Annotated in this window: 10 protein-coding genes and 1 pseudogene; 4 read left to right on the top strand and 7 right to left on the bottom strand. The window is 68.2% G+C overall.

The window, feature by feature from the left end:
- The first annotated feature begins 70 nt into the window (after positions 1-70).
- Positions 71-2971, top strand: coding sequence for a glycoside hydrolase family 48 protein (locus ACQPYM_RS14825; protein WP_433020844.1), 2901 nt, complete (start codon positions 71-73; stop codon positions 2969-2971).
- 52 nt (positions 2972-3023) lie between these two features.
- Here ACQPYM_RS14825 and ACQPYM_RS14820 read toward each other — a convergent pair whose 3' ends face one another.
- A complete protein-coding gene (locus tag ACQPYM_RS14820) occupies positions 3024-3227 on the bottom strand; it encodes a hypothetical protein (protein WP_433020841.1) in 204 nt (67 codons plus the stop codon).
- Between the two features lie 45 nt (positions 3228-3272).
- Between ACQPYM_RS14820 and ACQPYM_RS14815 the strand changes: the two genes are divergently transcribed.
- Together ACQPYM_RS14815 and ACQPYM_RS14810 are read left to right on the top strand one after the other, a co-directional pair.
- On the top strand, positions 3273-3524 hold the full coding sequence (locus ACQPYM_RS14815) for a hypothetical protein (RefSeq protein WP_433020838.1): 252 nt from the start codon (positions 3273-3275) through the stop codon (positions 3522-3524).
- Between the two features lie 57 nt (positions 3525-3581).
- A complete protein-coding gene (locus ACQPYM_RS14810; RefSeq protein ID WP_433020835.1) occupies positions 3582-3836 on the top strand; it encodes a hypothetical protein in 255 nt (84 codons plus the stop codon).
- Between the two features lie 281 nt (positions 3837-4117).
- Here ACQPYM_RS14810 and ACQPYM_RS14805 read toward each other — a convergent pair.
- The 3 genes and pseudogenes from ACQPYM_RS14805 to ACQPYM_RS14795 form a co-directional block, all read right to left on the bottom strand.
- Positions 4118-4711 (bottom strand): annotated as a pseudogene (locus ACQPYM_RS14805) (hypothetical protein); the annotation flags it as partial.
- Positions 4712-4791: 80 nt separating this feature from the next.
- Positions 4792-5739 carry a hypothetical protein gene (locus tag ACQPYM_RS14800; RefSeq protein ID WP_433020832.1) on the bottom strand — a complete coding sequence of 316 codons (948 nt, stop codon included), beginning with the start codon at positions 5737-5739 and terminating at the stop codon, positions 4792-4794.
- Between the two features lie 105 nt (positions 5740-5844).
- Complete coding sequence (locus ACQPYM_RS14795; protein WP_433020829.1) at positions 5845-7680, bottom strand: AMP-dependent synthetase/ligase; 1836 nt, start codon at positions 7678-7680, stop codon at positions 5845-5847.
- Positions 7681-7787: 107 nt separating this feature from the next.
- Between ACQPYM_RS14795 and ACQPYM_RS14790 the strand changes: the two genes are divergently transcribed.
- Positions 7788-9413, top strand: a complete 1626-nt coding sequence (locus ACQPYM_RS14790; protein WP_433020826.1) for a peptide-N4-asparagine amidase — start codon at positions 7788-7790, stop codon at positions 9411-9413.
- Here ACQPYM_RS14790 and ACQPYM_RS14785 read toward each other — a convergent pair.
- The 3 genes from ACQPYM_RS14785 to ACQPYM_RS14775 all read right to left on the bottom strand — a co-directional run bounded on the left by ACQPYM_RS14785 (position 9401) and on the right by ACQPYM_RS14775 (position 14912).
- Complete coding sequence (locus tag ACQPYM_RS14785) at positions 9401-12235, bottom strand: BTAD domain-containing putative transcriptional regulator (RefSeq protein ID WP_433020823.1); 2835 nt, start codon at positions 12233-12235, stop codon at positions 9401-9403. The genes ACQPYM_RS14790 and ACQPYM_RS14785 overlap by 13 nt on opposite strands.
- A 53-nt stretch (positions 12236-12288) precedes the next feature.
- Positions 12289-13317 carry an aspartate-semialdehyde dehydrogenase gene (locus ACQPYM_RS14780; protein ID WP_433020820.1) on the bottom strand — a complete coding sequence of 343 codons (1029 nt, stop codon included), beginning with the start codon at positions 13315-13317 and terminating at the stop codon, positions 12289-12291.
- Between the two features lie 80 nt (positions 13318-13397).
- Complete coding sequence (locus ACQPYM_RS14775) at positions 13398-14912, bottom strand: sodium:solute symporter family protein (protein WP_433020817.1); 1515 nt, start codon at positions 14910-14912, stop codon at positions 13398-13400.
- Positions 14913-14925 lie beyond the last annotated feature (13 nt).

Here is a 14925-nt window from a genome sequence, read left to right as displayed (position 1 = left end):
GCAAGCCCATGGGTCACCGGCTGACCCCTGACGAGGAGGATGGATGACACATCACACCAGAGGGCGATGGTTGCGTACCAGACCGCTCGCCCTGGCAATAGCAGTAGTGACGGCGGCGGGGCTGATACCGCTGGTCGCGCCGCCGGCCCACGCCGCGGTGGCCTGCTCGGTGAACTACAACGTCGTGAACGAGTGGGGCAACGGTTTCGTCGCCGACGTGACGATCAAGAACGAAGGCGATCCGCTCAACGGCTGGACCCTCACCTGGACCTTCCCGAACGGCCAGCAGGTGACGAACCTGTGGAACGGCAGCCACACCCAGTCCGGCGCCAAGGTCACCGTCACCCCGGTGGACTGGAACCGGAACATCGGTACCGGCGGTTCCGCGACCGTCGGCTTCCAGGGCACGAAGGGAGCAACGAACGGCAAACCGACCGACTTCGCGGTCAACGGTGTCTCGTGCACCGGTGGCAACAAGGCCCCGACGGTGGCGGTGACTTCTCCGACTGCTGGGCAGTCGTTCCAGAACGGGCAGGCGATCCCGCTCGAGGCCACCGCGGCCGACAGCGACGGGACGGTAGCGAAGGTCGACTTCCTGGCTGACGGTGTCGTGGTCGCGACCGACTCGACTGCTCCCTACCAGGGCTCGTGGGCGGGTGCCTCTGTCGGCGACCATGCCATCGCTGCCCGCGCGACCGACAATCTCGGCCTGGTGACCACGACGGCTCCTGTACCGATCAAGGTCATCGCCGGGGCGACGATCGTGGCCACGCCGGCGACGGTCAACGTCAAGCAGGGCAGCACGGCACAGTTCGGGGTGACGCTGGCGAGTCAGCCGTCGTCCTCGGTGACCGTGGCGGTGGCCCGCTCGTCCGGCAGTACGGACCTCACCGCGGCACCGGCCGCACTGACGTTCACCACGGCGAACTGGAACACACCGCAGAACGTGACGGTCAGCTCAGCGGCGAACGGCGGCGCCCTGGTGACAGCCGTCTTCTCCGCGACCGCCACTGGCTATGCGGCGGCATCGGTGACCGCCAAGGAGATCTCCGCGACCATTCCTCCGTTCCAGGAGGCGTTCCTCGCGCAGTACAACAAGATCAAGGACCCGGCGAGCGGCTACTTCCGCAAGTTCGGCGACTTGCTCGTGCCGTACCACGCGGTGGAGACGCTGCTGGTCGAGGCGCCGGACCACGGTCACCAGACGACGTCGGAGGCGTTCAGCTACTACCTGTGGCTGGAGGCGAGCTACGGCAAGATCAGCGGCGACTGGGCTCCGTTCAAGTCGGCCTGGGCCTCGATGGAGAAGTACATCATCCCGGCCAAGGCCGATCAGCCGACCAACGACAAGTACAACGCGAGCAAGCCCGCCACCTACGCGCCCGAGCACAGCCGGATGGACAAGTACCCGTCGGTCCTGGACGGCAGCATCTCAGTCGGCCAGGACCCCATCGCCGCCGAGCTGAAGTCCGCGTACGGCACCGACGACATCTACGGCATGCATTGGCTGCTGGACGTCGACAACACCCTCGGCTTCGGCCGCTGCGGCGACGGTACGACGGCGCCGTCGTACATCAACACGTATCAGCGCGGCTCGTCGGAGTCGGTGTTCGAGACCATCCCGCAGCCGTCCTGCGACACGTTCAAGCACGGTGGCCCGAACGGCTATCTGGACCTGTTCACCAAGGACGCGTCGTACGCCAAGCAGTGGAAGTACACCAACGCGCCGGACGCGGACGCGCGGGCGGTCCAGGTCGCGATGTTCGCCGAGCAGTGGGCGACCGCGCAGGGCAAGCAGGCCCAGATCGCGCCGGAGCTGGAGAAGGCCGCGAAGATGGGCGACTACCTGAGGTACGCGATGTTCGACAAGTACTTCAAGAAGATCGGCAACTGCGTCGGACCCGCAGCCTGCGCCGCTGGTACCGGCAAGGACAGCTCGCACTACCTGATGTCCTGGTACTACGCCTGGGGCGGCGCGACGGACACTTCGGCAGGCTGGGCGTGGCGCATCGGTGACGGCGCCTCGCACCAGGGGTACCAGAACCCGCTGGCGGCGTACGCGCTCGCACAGGTGCCCTCGTTGAAGCCGAAGTCGGCCACAGGTCAGCAGGACTGGGCCAAGAGTATGGACCGGCAACTGGAGGTCCTGCAGTGGCTGCAGTCGGCCGACGGCGGGATCGCCGGCGGTGTCACGAACAGCTGGGAAGGCCACTACGGCACACCTCCCGCGGGTACGCCGACGTTCTACGGCATGTTCTACGACGCGCACCCGGTCTGGCGCGACCCGCCGTCGAACCGGTGGTTCGGCTTCCAGGTCTGGCAGATGGAGCGTACGGCCGCGCTGTACCGGATGACCGGTGACGCCCGGGCGAAGAAGATCCTGGACAAATGGGTGCCCTGGGCAATCGCCAACACCACGGTCGGTACCGGCGGAAACTTCCAGATCCCCTCGGACCTGCAGTGGACCGGCGCACCCGACACCTGGAACCCGGTGACGCCGGGCGCCAACGCGAGCCTGCGGGTCAGCGTGCTCAACCACAGCAAGGACGTCGGTGTCGCGGCGTCGCTCGCCAAGACCTTGCTGAACTACGCCGCCAAGTCGGGCACCGCCCCGGCACGAACCACAGGTGAGGGCCTGCTGACAGCACTGCTGGCAAACCAGACCACCAAGGGCATCGCGGTGCCGGAGACCCGCGGGGACTACAGCCGCTTCGACGACAAGTACAACGCAACAACCGGCGAGGGCACCTACGTCCCGCCGGGTTGGACCGGCAAGATGCCCAACGGAGACGCGATCGACCAGGACTCCACGTTCTTGTCGATCAGGTCGTTCTTCCGCAACGACCCGGAGTGGCCCAAGGTGCAGGCACACCTGAACGGCGGCCCGGCGCCGACCTTCACCTACCACCGCTTCTGGGCACAGGCAGAGATCGCCACGGCGTTCTCCCTGCACACGGAGCTGTTCGGCTAGCTCCCGCTCAGGACTGACGCGCGCCCCCGGTACCACCTGGCCGGGGGCGCGTTCATGTGCCGGAGAGCGGGCCGCGGAGGGCTGAGATCGGTGGGGCGAAGAAGTAGCCGCCACCGGTCGGGGTGACGAGGTCGTCCGGGAGCTCGATCGTGGTGGTCGATCCGTCGGCGGCCGGCAGGTCGACGGTCCGGCGGCGGTCACCGCGCTGGTCGCGCTGGCCGATGATCGGATCGACGCCGCCGACGTTCGGTTGCACGGGCGAGTTGGCCCAGCGGCGGGTGACGAACTGAACTGGTCCTCGATGGAGGACATGTACGCCGCGAACAGCAGACCGCGCTCGGCGGTCTCCAGTTCGGGCGTCGGGTCGGCGACGCCGGCCAGCGGTTCGCCGTACGGGATGCCGCGGCGCAGCATCAGCCGCAGGAAGGTGTCCGCGGCTGCGCCGAAGTCGGTGCCGCTGTCGCGCGGGTTGACCTTGCGGATGTGCCCGGCGAACGGGCACACCTTGCCGAGCAGGTCCTCGGTCGCGGGCCGGTGCACATCGCCGGGGTAGCCGGGGAGATCGACCAGGGCTGACGGGCGGGTGTCGTCATCGAAGAGGAAGTGGTTGTTGGCGAACTCGTCGCCGGCCAGCGCTGCGTCGTCAGCCTCCGGCGAGCGCAGCAGCGGAGCCCCACTCGGCCAGCGACCGACCAGCATCGACGCGAGCCGGACCGGGGTCGTCCCCATGGCCGTGGCGGCGGTCGTCGCCAGCTCCCAGAAACCGGCGACGTTCTGGTCGAGACGCCGGCACACCAGGTACGAACCGCGCCGGGCCCAGTCGGGAAACGCGGTGGCGGGCGGCGCCGGCGTCGTCGGGTCCTGATGGTGCTGACGGGGCTCGCCGAGCAGGAACTGCCCGGGCCACACCAACGGCTGGCCGGGCTTGGCGAAGAGCTCGGCGTGCGGGTCACCGGCCTCGAGGAAGCGGGGGGTGAGGTGATCGTCCGGCGAGGTCGCCCGCCGGCCGCGGACGCCGGGCTGGGAGACGCCGTCCTTGAACCCGAAGTGCTCGTGCCCCTGGAGATTTCCCGGCAGCGTGTCGCCGCGCTGCCCGTGGAGCAGTGTGATGCCCTGGGCAACGGCCTCGTCGAGGATCTCCTCGACCGCGGCCGCCAGGCCCTTCGGGTCATCGGCGGCAACGATCACCAGGGCGTCAGCCTCGTTGTCCGGGCCGCCCACGAGCCAGTTGGCTCGGTGCCCTCGCTGAGCCGGATCGGTCGGGTCGCCCAGGTAGGTGGACCGCTCTGCCAGGCCCTGCCGGAAGCTCTGGTCGCCGAAGGCCTTCGCATCAGCGTCGCCGGCCAGCGCCGCGATGGCCGGGAAAGAGAACGCGACCGCGGTCCAGGTGGCGGTCAGTCCTGGTTCGCGGACGCCGAACCGCAGGCGCAGCGCGCGGAACTCGCGCCGGAAGTCCAGGACCTCGTCCATCGCGGTGATCCGGGGCGCCATCCAGCCGACCCACTCGCGGGCGTCGTCGATGTCCCCGAAGCGCAGGAACAGGAACTCCTGATGGTCTTTGTTGAACCCGGGGACGACGTTGCCCTGGATGTCGGCGGCGGCCTCGGCGTCGTACACAGGTTCGTCGGCCAGCGCCTGCGAAGGGCGGGCGCGACGCGTCACGGCGCCCTCGGCGGCGGAATCGGCGACAGCGGTGGCGGATTCGGCGACGGCGATGGCATCGAGGGCGGATCCGTCCATTGTTGACGGGAGCTCGATGCCCGACAGCAGGTCTGCCCGGGTTTCCGCGAGTGCGGCCAGTGCGGCAGCCGCGTCGGCTCTCACCGCGGGTCCTGGTCGATGATGCCGTGCGCCGCCATGATCACGTGTTCGGCGAGCTGGCCCCCGAACTCGATCGGGCGGCCGCCGATGCGAATGTCGCCGACCCGGTACCCGGCTGCCGCCGGCACCTCGTAGACGACGCGCAGCGCCGCGCCCCGCCGGCCACGGACGACGGTCCAGTGGTCCGCGACCGGTTCGCCGTCGGGATCGGTCCACCCCGAGTCGTCCCAGTCGATCATCACCGGGCCCGGCGGATCCTGGGTGGCCACGGCGTACCCCTTCCGGCAGATCGACCACAGGTCGATATTGATCCGGGCATCGGCGCCGGTCTCCCGGCCGTACGGCAGCGCGTCGTACCCGTCGAGCGCCTTACCGGTCTGCTCGACCTCCTGGGAGACGCCGAGCAGGTCCTTCATCGAGTTGATCGGCATCACGTAGTGCACGATGCCGTCCGTCGTGTTCCACCGGTTCAGCGGCTTGTAGTTGCCCTTGGCATCGAACAGGTCAGCGCGCCGGACCGCGGGATCCACCAGCTTCCGGTACAGCGCCACCACCCGGTCAGGGGCGACGTCGGCGAGCAACTTCCAGTACTCCGGTGTCTCCGTGGTGAAGGTGACTCGCACGATGACACCGTCGGGATCGCGGTCCACGTGCCACTCGAGGTACTCGATCTGGGTCGACCGCTGCTCGCCCGCGGCGAACGCGGCGGCGCGATCGTCGCGATGCTGCATCAGCAGCGGTCGCGAGAACCCGGTCCACGTGTGGGCCCGGGTCGCGGTCACTTCGAGGTCGCGCTGACTGGGATCCAGATAGGCACCAGACCCACTCAGCGCCGTCGACGGCGCGATCAGCCGGTTGATCAGCCGATGCCAGCGATCGAACAGCGGCGAGCCGGCCGGCACGTCCTGGACCGCCCCCGGCGTACCGAACTTCCCCACCAACCCCATGAGCCAGCACTGTATGCCAACTCGGTCACTCCCGGTAGGCATGCCAGTGGGCAACCGGCTGCAACTTGCTGCAACCAGTCACCCACCGACCGGGCGTCGGGAACTTCAGTCGTACATCTTGTCCAGCAGGTCGCCGTACGTCGTTTCGACGTGCTTGCGCTTGAGCTTCAGGCTCGGCGTCATCTCGCCGCCCTCGACGGTCAGGTCGCGGTCGAGGATGGTGAACTTCTTGATGGTTTCCCAGCGGTTCAGGCCGTCGTTCAGCTCGTCGACGTAGCCCTGGACCATCTTCCGGGCGGCGTCCGAGGTGACGATCTCCGCGTACGACTTGCCGCCCAGGCCGTTCTGCTCGGCCCACCCGACGATCGCGTCCGGGTCGAGCGTCACCAGGGCGCTGACGAAGTTGCGCTGGTTGCCGTGGACAAGGAACTGGCTGGCGTACGGGCAGATCATCTTGAACCGGCCCTCGATCACCTGCGGCGCCACGTACTTGCCCCCGGAGGTCTTGAAGAGGTCCTTCTTCCGGTCGGTGATGAAGAGGAACTCGTCCTCGAAGTGCCCGATGTCCCCGGTGTGGAGCCAGCCGTCGGCGTCGATCATCTCGGCGGTCTGCTCCGGCAGGTTGTGGTACCCGCTCATCACGCCGGGACCCTTGATCAGGATCTCGCCGTCCTCGGCGATCTTGAACTCCGCCGCCGGGAAGGCCGGGCCCACGCTCCCGAGCCGGTAGTGGTCCGGCCGGTTCAGCGTCGAGCCGGCGGCGGTCTCCGACAACCCGTAGCCCTCGAGAATCAGCAGCCCGGCCGCGTGGAACCACTCCGACAGCTTCTTGTCCAGCGCCGCGGAGCCCGACACGAAGAAGCGGATCCGCCCACCGAAGCGAGCCCGGATCTTGGAGAGTACGAGCTTGTCGGCCAGCCCGTACTGCGCGGCCAGTACGCCGCTCGGCTCCTTGCCCTGCTGACGGAGCTCCGACACGCGTGAGCCGACACCGAAGGCCCAGTGGAAGAGCTTCGCCTTGACCCCGCCCTCGGCCTCCATCATCGTGACGATCCGGCCGTGGGCCTTCTCGAAGACGCGGGGCGCGGCGGCCATGAAGGTCGGCTGAACGACCGCTGCGTTCTCGACGATCTTGTCGACCCGGCCGTCGATGGCGGTCGCGAACCCGATCTGGAACTGCACGGCCAGCAGCACCTGACCGAACACGTGGGACAGCGGCAGCCACAGCAGTTGCAGGTCGTCCGGGCTGAGCACCTTGATGCCCTCGACCGCCGCACCCTCGTACGTCCAGACCGAGTGCGGCAGCCGGACACCCTTCGGCCGGCCGGTCGTACCCGAGGTGTAGACGAGCGTGCAGAGGTGCTCGGGCTTGACCTGCGCCACCCGCGCGTCGACCGTGTCCGGCTGGTCGTCGAGCTGCTTGGCGCCGAGGTCGTCAAGGGTGGCCAGGGTGATCACCCAGTCACCGTCGCGCTCCTCGGGCTCGCCGTCGATCAGCACGACCTTCCGCACCGACGGCAGCTCCGACTTGTGGTCGCGCAGCTTGTCGACCTGGCTGGCGTCCTCGGCGAAGATCACCTGTACTTCGGCGTCGGCGGCGATGTACGCGACATCGGTGGCCATCGTCGTCGGGTAGATCGTGGTGGTCGCAGCAGCCGCGAGCACCGCGGAGAGATAGCACTCCACCCACTCGAGGCGGGTGCTGGCCGCGATGCCCACCCGCTGCTCGGGCTGGACGCCCAGGGCGACCAGCCCCGCGGCGCGGCGGCGTACCAGGTCGTCGGTCTCTCTCCAGGTCACGGATCGCCAGCCGTCAGCGGCTGGAGCACGGAACGCCTCGCGATCGGGCGTCGCGGCGACGCGGTCGAGGAACATCTGCGCCATGTGTTCCTTGCGGTTGCTGAGCAACGCGAGCTGGGGACCGTCGGCAACGGGCTTCATGATCTGGCCTCCACGGGAGTCAAGTAACCGAACAGTAATAGCCGCAGCGACTGCTGACCATGGTCATCGCTTGCCCGTGGGCACCATCTCGATTACGTTTCCGCAACATGCGCGCACGGTCTGTGGCCCTGGTCTTACTGTCCGTTCTCTTCCTCGGCAATTTGTCACCGGCGACAGCGGTTACTCCGCCGCCGGAGTTCGGTAGTGACTACTCCGATCCTCGCACGCCGGCCCCACCGGTCGCAGTGCCGAACACCCGGCACTGTTCGGTGGAAATCGTCCGGCACGGGTTCCGCAACTTCGATCCCTATCTCTCCACCTACACGCCACCGGCCGGCTGCCGCGGTCCCTGGTCGAAGGTGGTGCTGCGGCTGAAGGGCTCGGTCAAAGGCGTGCAGTACGACCGCCTCGGCCACATCACGATCGGCGGCGTCGGCGTCTTCCGGACCTCGACCCCAGAGCCGAGCACCGACGGGATCAGCTGGCAGGTCGACAAGGACGTCACCTCCTACAGCCCGCTGCTGCGCACCCCGCAGCCCGTGGTGATGGAGCTCGGCAACGTCGTCAACGAGACCTACACCGGCGTCCTCGACATCGTTGTCTCGCTCGACTTCTACACAGTCGGCCACGGCGCCCCACCTGCCCGTACTGCGGCCGCCGTCCTCCCCTTGCAGGACCAGCGCCGCGAGGACTCCGACCTCGTCGGTACTGCGACGCTGCCGCGGAACACGTCACGCCTGCTCGGCGAGGTCTATGTCACCGGCTCCGGCGGTGGGTGTGAGGAGTTCTGGGACACGTCAGCACCGGCCTCGACCGGCTACTCCTGCCCGGACGGTTCGCCGTACCGCGAGGTCGAAGTACTGATCGACGACAAGGTCGCCGGCATCGCGCTTCCGTATCCGCACATCTACACCGGCGGCTGGTCGAATCCGTACGCGTGGCGCCCCTCCCCCGCACCTCGCGCGTTCGACATCAAGCCCTTGCTCTACGACCTGACACCGTTCGCCGGCCTGGTCGCGGACGGCAAACCGCACGAGTTCCGGGTCCACGTCGTCGGCGTACCGGCAGGCCAGAGCGGCTGGTTCGCGGTCCCCAACCTGCATGTGTGGACCGACCCGATCCTCCAGCAGACCCGCGGCAAACTCACCTCGTACTCCGTTGCCGAGCTGACGAAGTCCGACGACGTCACCGGCTCCCCGGGTGCGGCGGGCTCCGTCCGGACCAAGGCATCCCGATCCCTGAAGATCAGCGGCTACGTCGACACCTCGGCCGGGCGGATCAGCACCACGGTCGAGCGCTCACTGACCAACGACAGCAGTCACGTCTGGGCAGCAGGCGAGTCGCATGACGCCCTCGATGCGACCTGGCGCGACCTCTCCGTCGTGACCACCGGGCCCCGCGTGGACCGCACTGAGCTGACCTACCGCAAGAAGGGCTACATCAGCTTCTTGCCCCACGCAACGATCCCGGACGCCTATGACGTGATCACCGACCTCGACCTGGCCGACCGCAGCCACACAACCAGCCGACTCGGCCCGCTGACCCTGGCGGACCGGCGTACGGAGGACACGTACGACGGGCGGGCCGCGTGGATCTACAACGTTCCCCGCGACCAGCGGCACGCGACCGGCACCCAGACGGTCCGCTATCGCGCAACCGGCACCGGCGGCTGTTACGACCACACGCTGACAGCGGTCAACGGCATCTACACGAAGGACGCCTACGGCTGCTGATCGTCCAGTGACTCCAGGAGGGTGCGGAGTTTGGCGGCCTGGGGATGGTTCAGGGATTCGTAGAGGTGGAGGGCTTCGGTCCAGATGGTTCTGGCCTGGTCGGTGTGGCCGGCGCGCTGGTGGGTCCGGCCGAGTGCGGTCAGGGTCAGAGCCAGGTCAGGGCGGGAGCCGATTTCGCGGTACAGGTCGGTCACGCGTTCCCAGGTGGCGATCGCCTCGTCCAGGTGGCCGAGCTCGGCCTGGATGTAGGCGATCGTGTCCAGCGCGGCCGGCGGACCGTTGATGGACGAGATCCCCTCGTAGCTGTGCAGGGCTCGTTGGGCGTAGTCCATCGCCTGGTCGTACTCGCCGAGCAGCGCGTGGTACCAGCCGAGGTTGTTGAGCGAGTGCGCCATGCCGCGCTCATGGCCGATCCGCTGGTAGATGCTCAATGCGCGGAGAGTGTGATCAACGGCGAGCTGCTGCCGGCCCGTCCGGGTGTAGACGCGAGCGATGCTGAGTGAGCCGTGGGCGATCCCCCGCTCGTCGCCGAGTTCCTCGACCAGCCCGAGCGCGAGTTCCTGCTGCCGGATGGCCTCGTCCCACTGGCTGAGGGCCATGTGGACGCGCCCGAGATCACGTCGCGTCCTCGCCTGCCACTGCCGATTGTCCAGCCGGATCGCGGCATCCAGAGCGAGTCGCTGGATCTCCAGGTTGGCGGGATGGCCTTGGTACTCGAGGTAGTCGCCCAGCGCCCAGACGTAGAGCCAGAGCAATCTGTCCGCCCGGCCGGCGGCGGCACGGAGTACGGCGAGGCTGTTCGCCTGCTCGGATTCGAACCAGGCCAAGGCCTCGGCGTGCGTGGTCGGCGGGCGCAGGTCGACCGCCGGATCCAGAGCGGGAAGCTCGATGGGATCTCTGGTCGGGCTGAGCAGTAGAGCGGCCGCGCTGCCGGTGTGGACGAGATAGCTGAGCAGCCGCAGGAAGGCCTGCTCGGCGTCTGCCGGCTCGCTCAGCTCCAAGCCGTAGCTGCGCAGCAGATCGTGCAGGACATAGCGGCCCGGGGCGATCTCGACCAGCTGATGGGCCGCGACGAGCTGCGCCAGCAGGTCTCGGGTCTCCACCAGCGGCGCTCCGGCCAGCGCCGCTGCCGCGCCAAGCGTGAGGTCATGCCCTGGATGGTGAGCAAGCAACCCGAACAACCTGGCCGCCGGCGGACTGAGCTGCTGATACGACCACGAGAAAACAGCCCGTACGCCGGTACCGTCCGGCGTCGTCAACGCATCGAGCGGCGCTGTGCTCATCGCCTGGACGAACGAGTCCAACGGCCATCGCGGCCGCAATGCGATCTGCGCCCCCAGCAGGGACAGCGCGATCGGCAGGCCTGCGCATCGAGCCACCAGCTCCTCGCCACTGGCCGGATCGCCTTCGAGCCGCCGTACGCCGATCCTTGCCGTGAGCAACTGTCTTGCCTGCTCGGGGTCGAGGACGTCGAGCGGCACCACCTCGGCCTCGTCGGCGGCGATCAGCCCGGTCAGCTCGTTGCGGCTGGTGACGAGGGTGAAGCAGGCGGGGCCACTGGCGACCAGCGGGCGGACCTGATGGGTCGACCGCGCGTTGTCCAGCACGACCAGGACGGACCGGTCGGCGAGCAGGCTACGGAAGAGTGCGATCTGTTCGTCGGTTGTGGTCGGGAGGTTGGTGGCGCGGACGCCGAGCGCCGTCAGGAACCGGGGTAGTACGAGATGCGGCTCGGCCGGGCCGGTGCCGGGCGCGTAGCCGAGCAGGTCGGCGTACAGGACTCCGTCGGGAAAGCTGCTGGCCACCTCATGGGCCCACTGGATCGCCAGCGAGGTTTTGCCGACGCCGCCGGGACCGGTGATCAACCCGAGCCTCGCTCCTGCCGCGACCAACTGGTGAAGCCGCTGAAGGTGCTCGCTCCGCCCAGTGAAGTTCCGCAACCCCACCGGCACCTGCCGCGGCACCACCCCCACCTCAATCCCACCGGCATCCTCCGAGCCAGTGCTCGTCTCCGGGGTGCCGGTTGATGGGGTTGCTGGGTCGGTTGCTGCTAGTAGGTCGGCCTGGAGTTTGCGTAGTTCCGGTCCTGGGGCGCTGCCGAGTAGGTCGGCGAGTTTGCGCGCCAGCTCGCCATATGTCTCGAGGGCACGCACCGGACCGGCGGCCACGCGCTGGGCCGCGATGAGCAGCGCCCAGAAGCGTTCGCGGGTCGGATGCCTCTCGGTGAGCTCGGTCAGCTCCGGAACCACCCCGGCCGCGTCGCCGTGCGCCAGCCTCGCGTCGTAGTACAGCTCCCTCGCCTGGAGCCTCTCCTCGACCAGGCGCGGGATCACCTCGCGCCCGAGCGCACTGTCCTCCAGCCCGGCCAGCGGCTCGCCGCGCCACAGCGCGAGAGCTTCGGTGAGGAGGTCGAGGCGGTCCGCCGCACCCGTGGTCCGCGACGCCCGGCCGATAAGCGAGCGGAACACCTCGAGGTCGACCTGCTCGGGTGCGATGTGGAGCGAGTAGCCACCCGGGCTGGTGCGGATGACTGTCTGGTTACTGTCGCCGATCGCGACCCGCAGCCGGGAAACGTACGTCTGCAAGGCGGCTCGCGGTCGATCGGGCAGGTCGTCGCCCCAGATCACGTCGACCAGCTCGTCGATGGAGACCTGCCGGTTCAGGCCGAGGACGAGCGAGGCGAGCAGGATCGCGGGTCGTTGGGCCGGCCGCAGCAGTCGTGTGGACGTGCTGAGGCCGGTGCCGGTGGCGACCTCGACCGGCCCGAGGATGCGAAACCGCAGCTCAGCAGGCTGGATAGTAGGGCGGCTCTCCAGCGTCAATCACCCCCAGGATCAACACTCAGAGTATCCGCCCCAGTGTCCGACACTAGGGCCTACCGTCGCTGCTGAAGGAGCTCCGCGATCTGTACCGCGTTGAGCGCGGCGCCCTTGCGGAGGTTGTCGTTGGAGATGAACAGGACCAGACCGCGGTTGTCCGGCACCGACTGGTCCTGGCGGATCCGGCCGACGTACGACGGATCGTTGCCCGCGGCATGCAACGGGGTGGGCAGATCGGTGAGCTCGACCCCCGGCGCACCGGCCAGCAGTTCGGTCGCGCGCTCGGGCGTGATCGGGTCGGCGAACTCGGCGTGGATGCTGAGCGAGTGACCCGTGAAGACCGGAACGCGGACGCAGGTGCCCGCGACCAGCAGGTCCGGGATGTGCAGGATCTTGCGGCTCTCGTTGCGGAGCTTCTGCTCCTCGTCGGTCTCACCGGTGCCGTCGGCAACGATCGAGCCGGCCAGCGGAAGCACGTTGAACGCGATCGGACCGGCGTACACCTGCGGCTGCGGAAGCGTCACGCCGTGCGTGCCGGTGGCAAGGCGGCCGGCACCGTCGACCAGTGCGTGAGTCTGCTCCTCGAGCTCCCGTACGCCGACGCCGCCGGAGCCCGAGACCGCCTGGTACGTCGAGACGACCAGCCGGGTAAGACGGGCTTCACGGTGCAGAGGCGCCAGCACCGGCATCGCGGCCATCGTGGTGCAGTTCGGGTTGGCGACGATGCCCTTGGGCAGGTGGTCGATGTCACCCGGGTTGACCTCGGCGACGACCAGCGGGACCTCGGGGTCCATCCGCCAGCCGGACGAGTTGTCGACCACGACGGCCCCCGTGGCCGCCACCTTCGGCGCGAACTCCTTCGAAGCCGTCTTCCCATTGGAGAACAGGGCCAGGTCAAGGCCCTTGAAGTCGGCCGTAGCCGAGTCCTCGACGGTGACCTTCTCAGCGCCGAACAAAAGCTGAGCGCCGGCCGAGCGGGCGGACGCGAAGTACCGGATCTCGTCGACCGGAAACTTTCGCTCCACCAGCAGCTGCCGCATCACGCCGCCGACCTGGCCAGTTGCTCCGAACACTCCTACTCGCATGAAAACACCCTAGTAGAAGACATCCACTCACCGGACCGAATTCCACCATCCGGCCGGCGAGGCCGGCCGGACAACCGTGGCTAGCCGACCGCGGCCGATCGCCTGGCGAGCACCTCGTCGGTGTCGTCGGGATCGGTGTTGAGCGATTCGAGCAGCTCGTCGACCTCCGGACGGCGTTCGGGCAGGAGCAACCCGAGACCGACGTACACGACCAGAGATGTTGCCAGCGGCAACGCGACGACCATGGTGGTGTCGGTCGAACCGATGCCCCACTTGACGATCGCCCAGACGATCAGGCCGGCCGCCCAGGACGCGATCGCCGCCCGCGAGCCCGAGCGCCGGAACCAGGGCAGCAGTCCGAGCATCAGCGGGATCGAGATCGGCCCCATCGTCGCGGCCACCAGGTCCACGACGATCTTCAGCACCACACCTTGCCCGTTGGTGATGATCGCGATCAGCATGCTCACCGTGACGAAGGTGAAAGTGGTGATCCGGGCGAACTTCAGGGTGGCGACGTCCGACAGTCGGCGCAGCTTGGGCACCAGGACCGGGCCGATGTCGCGGGTGATCACCGACGAGATCACGTTCGCGTCGGAGGCCACCATCGCCATCGTGTGCGAGAAGAACCCGGCCAGCACGAGCCCGATCAGGCCGCTCGGGAGCAGCAGTTGCGCCAGTTCGACGTACGACTGCTCGGCCTTGCCCAGGTTCGGGACCAGCAGCGGGGCGGCGCACATCGGGATGAACAGCACCAGCGGCCAGACCAGCCACAGCACCGACGACAGCAGTGCCGACTTCTTGGCCGCGGAACCGGACGGCGCGGCCATGTAGCGCTGCGCCAGGTTCCACATGCCGCCGTTGTACTCGAAGGTTTTGATGAACAGGAACGCGATCAGGAAGATCGGTGTGTACGGCCCGGTCAGCGCGTCACCATGTCCCTCGGGCAACTGGTCCCACATCTTCCACAGCGTGGGGATGCCGTCCAGGTGGGTCAGGACGCCGACGAACATCGCGATCCCGGCCGCGGCCTGGATGATGAACTGGCCGAAGTCGGTGAGCACGTCGGCCCACAGTCCGCCCAGCGTCGCGTAGAGCATCGTCACCACACCGGTGAGCAGGATGCCCCAGCGCATCGGTACGCCGGTGAAGCCGTTCAGCAGGACGGCGATCGCGACCCACTTCGCCGCGATGTCGACCACCTTGAGCGCGGCACCGGAGTACGCGAGCACCTGCTGGGTCGGCAGGTTGTAGCGCCTGGCCAGGTACTCCAGTGGCGAGACGACGCCATGTTTGGCACGTAGCCGGTTCCAGCGGGCGGCGAAGAGGAACGCGCCGATCCCGACGCCGACGCCGATCGACACGGCCCACCAGACGTACACCGTGATGCCGTAGTTGTAGGCGACTGCCGCGAAGGCGACGAACATGACCGCGCTGTAGCCGGACATGTGATGCGAGATGCCGGACAGCCACCAGGGAATCCGGCCGCCGGTGGTGAAGTAGTCCACCACGGTCTTGATCTTGGTGCGCGACCACAGTCCGATCAGCACCATCAGCACGAAATAGCCGGCCAGCACCGTCCAGTCGAGCGCGGTCATCGGCAGTCCTCCT

This window comes from Kribbella sp. CA-294648 (genome assembly GCF_050943845.1).
GTDB lineage: Bacteria > Actinomycetota > Actinomycetes > Propionibacteriales > Kribbellaceae > Kribbella.
The sequence above is the reverse complement of the archived record's forward strand: the minus strand, read 5'-3'. Positions and strand labels throughout refer to the sequence as shown.

Bases quoted from the DNA above. Each gene is read 5' to 3' on its own strand.
- ACQPYM_RS14795 (WP_433020829.1), bottom strand. From the start codon at position 7,680: ATGAAGCCCGTTGCCGACGGTCCCCAGCTCGCGTTGCTCAGCAACCGC.
- ACQPYM_RS14815 (WP_433020838.1), top strand. From the start codon at position 3,273: ATGGAGGACATGTACGCCGCGAACAGCAGACCGCGCTCGGCGGTCTCC.
- ACQPYM_RS14790 (WP_433020826.1), top strand. From the start codon at position 7,788: ATGCGCGCACGGTCTGTGGCCCTGGTCTTACTGTCCGTTCTCTTCCTC.
- ACQPYM_RS14780 (WP_433020820.1), bottom strand. From the start codon at position 13,317: ATGCGAGTAGGAGTGTTCGGAGCAACTGGCCAGGTCGGCGGCGTGATG.
- ACQPYM_RS14775 (WP_433020817.1), bottom strand. From the start codon at position 14,912: ATGACCGCGCTCGACTGGACGGTGCTGGCCGGCTATTTCGTGCTGATG.
- ACQPYM_RS14800 (WP_433020832.1), bottom strand. From the start codon at position 5,739: ATGGGGTTGGTGGGGAAGTTCGGTACGCCGGGGGCGGTCCAGGACGTG.